This is a genomic window from Longimicrobiaceae bacterium (genome assembly GCA_035936415.1).
Lineage (GTDB): Bacteria > Gemmatimonadota > Gemmatimonadetes > Longimicrobiales > Longimicrobiaceae > JAFAYN01.
The window spans coordinates 1-3,355 of sequence record DASYWD010000363.1 but is presented as its reverse complement, the minus strand read 5'-3'; the positions used below and the strand labels follow the sequence as shown (position 1 = coordinate 3,355).

5 protein-coding genes are annotated in these 3,355 nt (G+C 74.7%); all 5 read right to left on the bottom strand.

Going from position 1 to position 3,355, the window contains the following annotated elements:
- Positions 1–286: 286 nt before the first annotated feature.
- Positions 287–703, bottom strand: a complete 417-nt coding sequence (locus VGR37_14675; GenBank protein ID HEV2148646.1) for a BrxA/BrxB family bacilliredoxin — start codon at positions 701–703, stop codon at positions 287–289.
- A 77-nt stretch (positions 704–780) separates the two neighbouring features.
- On the bottom strand, positions 781–1,353 hold the full coding sequence (locus VGR37_14670) for a cob(I)yrinic acid a,c-diamide adenosyltransferase (GenBank protein ID HEV2148645.1): 573 nt from the start codon (positions 1,351–1,353) through the stop codon (positions 781–783).
- A 22-nt stretch (positions 1,354–1,375) separates the two neighbouring features.
- The gene (locus VGR37_14665) at positions 1,376–2,080 is read right to left on the bottom strand and encodes a hypothetical protein (protein ID HEV2148644.1); all 705 of its coding nucleotides are present in this window, start codon (positions 2,078–2,080) and stop codon (positions 1,376–1,378) included.
- Positions 2,077–3,030 carry an LD-carboxypeptidase gene (locus VGR37_14660; protein ID HEV2148643.1) on the bottom strand — a complete coding sequence of 318 codons (954 nt, stop codon included), beginning with the start codon at positions 3,028–3,030 and terminating at the stop codon, positions 2,077–2,079. The genes VGR37_14665 and VGR37_14660 overlap by 4 nt, the downstream gene beginning before the upstream one ends.
- Positions 3,027–3,355: MFS transporter (locus VGR37_14655; protein HEV2148642.1), on the bottom strand; the 329-nt coding region annotated here is incomplete at its 5' end. The genes VGR37_14655 and VGR37_14660, both read right to left, overlap by 4 nt.

Genomic DNA, 3,355 nt, shown 5'->3' with positions numbered 1-3,355 from the left:
TTCGCGCAGCATTCCGATGATCTGCTCGACCGTGTGTCTCTTGCGATGCATTTCGAAGTCCTCCTCGGCCTCCCGGCCGTGTGGACTCCCATTCTAACTGGTCTCACCCGCGGGGGGCACTCCAGCCACCCTCTCCCAAGTTTGGGAGAGGGGATCAACGGCTGACGCTTTGCCGTTCTCCCCTCCCCTAGAATTGGGGGATATAGGGGGCAAATGTTGCGAGCCTAAAGCGAGCCGGGTGGGGGCCCTCGCGAGGGGTTCGCCGTTGCAGGCTGTCCCCTGTTCCCTAGCAGTACCGGTCGAACGCGTTCACCAGGTCCTGCGCGATCTCCTCGGCGGAGCGGCCCTCGATGTCGTGGCGCTCCAGCATGAAGGCCACGTCGCCGTCCTTGAGCAGCGCGATGGAGGGGGAGGACGGCGCGTAGCCCAGGAAGTGCCTGCGCGCCTCGGCGGTGGCGTCCAGGTCCTGTCCCGCGAAGACGGTGGTCACCCGCTCCGGGAGCTTCTCGTGCTGCAGCGCCATGGCAACGGCGGGGCGCGCGTTGCGGGCGGCGCACCCGCAGATGGAGTTCACCACCACCATGGTGGTCCCCTGGGAATCCTCCAGCGTCTCGCGGACCTCGTCCGCGGTCTTCAGCTCCTTCACGCCCAGGCGCGTCAGCTCCTGCCGCATGGGGGCCAGCAGCATCTCGGGATATGGCATCTATCGACTCCTTCTCTCGTACGGTGAACGGGCCGCAGCCCGGCGTCCGGGCTCCGGACCCATGAGTACACGCCGCATCAGCGGGGGTTCGGCACCCAGGGGACGTCGGGTACCCCCGCGCGGTGGTTCGCCAGGCGCGCCAGGGTGAAGAGGAGATCGGAGAGCCGGTTGAGGTAGACGATCACCTCCTCCTCGACGTGCGCCGCGTGCGCAAGCGAGACGCAGCGCCGCTCCGCGCGCCGGCAGACGGTGCGCGCCAGGTGGAGCTGCGACGCGGCCTCCCCACCGCCTGGGAGGACGAAGCTGCGGAGCGGCTCCAGCTCCTCTTCCGCGGCGTCGATCCAGCGCTCCATCTCCGCCACGCGCCCTTCGGGGAGCGGGGGGATGTGGGCGTTCTCGCGCCCGCCGTCCTCCGGCCGCGGGGTGGCGAGGTTGGCGCCGATGACGAACAGGTCCGCCTGGATCCGCTGCACCCCCCGGACCATCTCGTCCTGCCCCTCGGCGGCCAGGCGGCCGGCGACGATGCCGAGCAGGGAGTTCAGCTCGTCCACGTCGCCGTAGGCCTCCACCCGCTCGTGGTCCTTGCGGACCCGCTGTCCGCCGAACAGCCCCGTCTCCCCGCGGTCCCCGGTCTTGGTGTAGATCTTCATCGGCCTCCGGCGGCGCGCCGGCTCATTGGGGTGACACGTCGCTCAGGGCGTGGGCCACCACGCGGCCCAGCGACCACTCGGTCCACAGCATGCGCCGGAGCACCTTCCGGGGCGTCCACTCCTCCCCCTCGATCTCCAGGAGCAGCCCGCGGCGCTCCGGGGGGAGGTGGGAGAAGTGGTCCACGGTGAGCGCCATGGCGCCGTCCAGCCGCCCCAGGGTGCGGTCCGGCGGCTCGCCCAGGGGCGAGGCGCCCAGGCGGGTCAGCGTCCACCACTGCGCACGCGCCAGCTCCTCCAGGGCGCGCCGCATGGTCCCCCCGCCGGGGAGCGGCCGGTCCGCCTGGTCGGCGGGGAGGCGGCGGACGCGCGCCAGGAGCGCCGCCCTCAGGTCTCCCAGCCGGCGCAGCTCCCGGTCGATGTCGGCGTCCTCCAGCGGCCGGAGGTCGTGCTCGAAGCACGCCGTGCTCTCCCCCGCGCCCGCCCGCGCCCCGGTGCGCAGCCACTCGTCGACCGCGAGCTCCAGCTCCGCTTCCGGCGGGGGGACCGGCTCCCCGGCCGCCGCCAGGAAGCGCAGCCACTCCAACACCTCGCCCTGCAGCGCCCACGCGGCGGCCTCGGCCGTCGGCCCGAAGGCCGCGCACCCGGGGAGAGTGAGCGCGTGCGCAAGGAAGGCGCCGTCGGCCCCCTCCTCCAGCCCCACGGTGATGCGATGTCCGTCCCCGTTCACGTCGTCTCCCGTCCGTCGTCCCCCGCCGCGCGCACGGCGGGCTCCAGCAGCTCCAGCGTCCCCGCGTCGGCGTCCACGCGCGCGCGGACGCCGAGGGGGAGGGTCCAGCTCAGGTCCACGTGCCCGAAGGGGAAGCCCGCGGCCACGGGGACGCCGAGCGGCGCCACGCGCTCCGCGATCACCTCCGCGGCGGTGGGGATCCCCTCCCGCCCCTCGTCCGGGGCTTCCGAGAAGTCGCCCACCACCACCCCCGCCACCCCGTCCAGCGCGCCGGAAAGGAGGAGCTGCGACACGAGCCGGTCCACCCGGTACGCCGCCTCGCCCACGTCCTCCACGAAGAGCAGCGCCCCCTCCGCCCGGAGCGCCCACGGGGTCCCCGCCATCGCCGCCAGCAGCGCCAGGTTGCCGCCCACCAGCGGCCCCTCGGCCACCCCTCCCGCCAGCGTGTCCGCGCGCGCCGGACCCCCGGCGGGGAAGGGGAGCACACCCGCCGGCTCCGCGCGGGCCACGGTCCGCAGCAGCGCGTCGCGCGAGAACTCCGGGAGCTCCGGCGTCGCCGGGTGCGGTCCGTGAAAGGAGACCACCCCGCGGCGGAAGAGCGCCAGGTGCAGGGCGGTGTTGTCGCTGAAGCCGATCAGCGGGCGGGGGCGCTCCGCCAGCGGCGCCCAGTCGATGCGGCCCAGGATCCGCATGGTCCCGTAGCCGCCGCGCAGGCACCAGACGGCGTCGTTGTCCGGGGAGCGGAGCGCCGCCTGGAAGTCCGCGAGGCGCTCGTCGTCCGTACCCGACAGGAATCCGCGGCGCCCGCGGCAGAACTCGCCCGGGAGCGGCTCCCACCCCCAGGAGCGGACGCGCTCCACGGCGCGGTCCACGGCGCCCTCGGGGAGGGGGCCCGCGGGGGCGACGAGCGCGACGCGCGCGCCGGGGCCCAGGGCGGGGGGGCGGATCACGATCCCCCCCGCCGGCTGCCCAGCAGCACCAGCACGGCGAGCAGCGAGAGCCCCGCCCCGGCCAGGTACGGCGCCCCGATCCCCATCCTGGCGAAGACTACCCCGCCCAGCACCGGCCCCAGCACCCGCCCCGCCGCGGAGAGCGACTGCGACACGCCCAGCAGCCGGCCCTGCTCCCGCGGCGTGGCCGCATGCGACACCAGGGCCGAAAGAGCGGGGGTGAGCGTCCCGTGCCCGAAGGCGAAGGCGGCGAGCGCCAGGGCCAGCAGGGGGAGGGTGGGCGCCAGCGGGATCGCCGCGAGGCCCGCCGCCAGCGACACCGCCC

Coding starts and splice junctions, on each gene's coding strand:
- VGR37_14675 (HEV2148646.1), bottom strand. CDS start 703: ATGCCATATCCCGAGATGCTGCTGGCCCCCATGCGGCAGGAGCTGACG.
- VGR37_14670 (HEV2148645.1), bottom strand. CDS start 1,353: ATGAAGATCTACACCAAGACCGGGGACCGCGGGGAGACGGGGCTGTTC.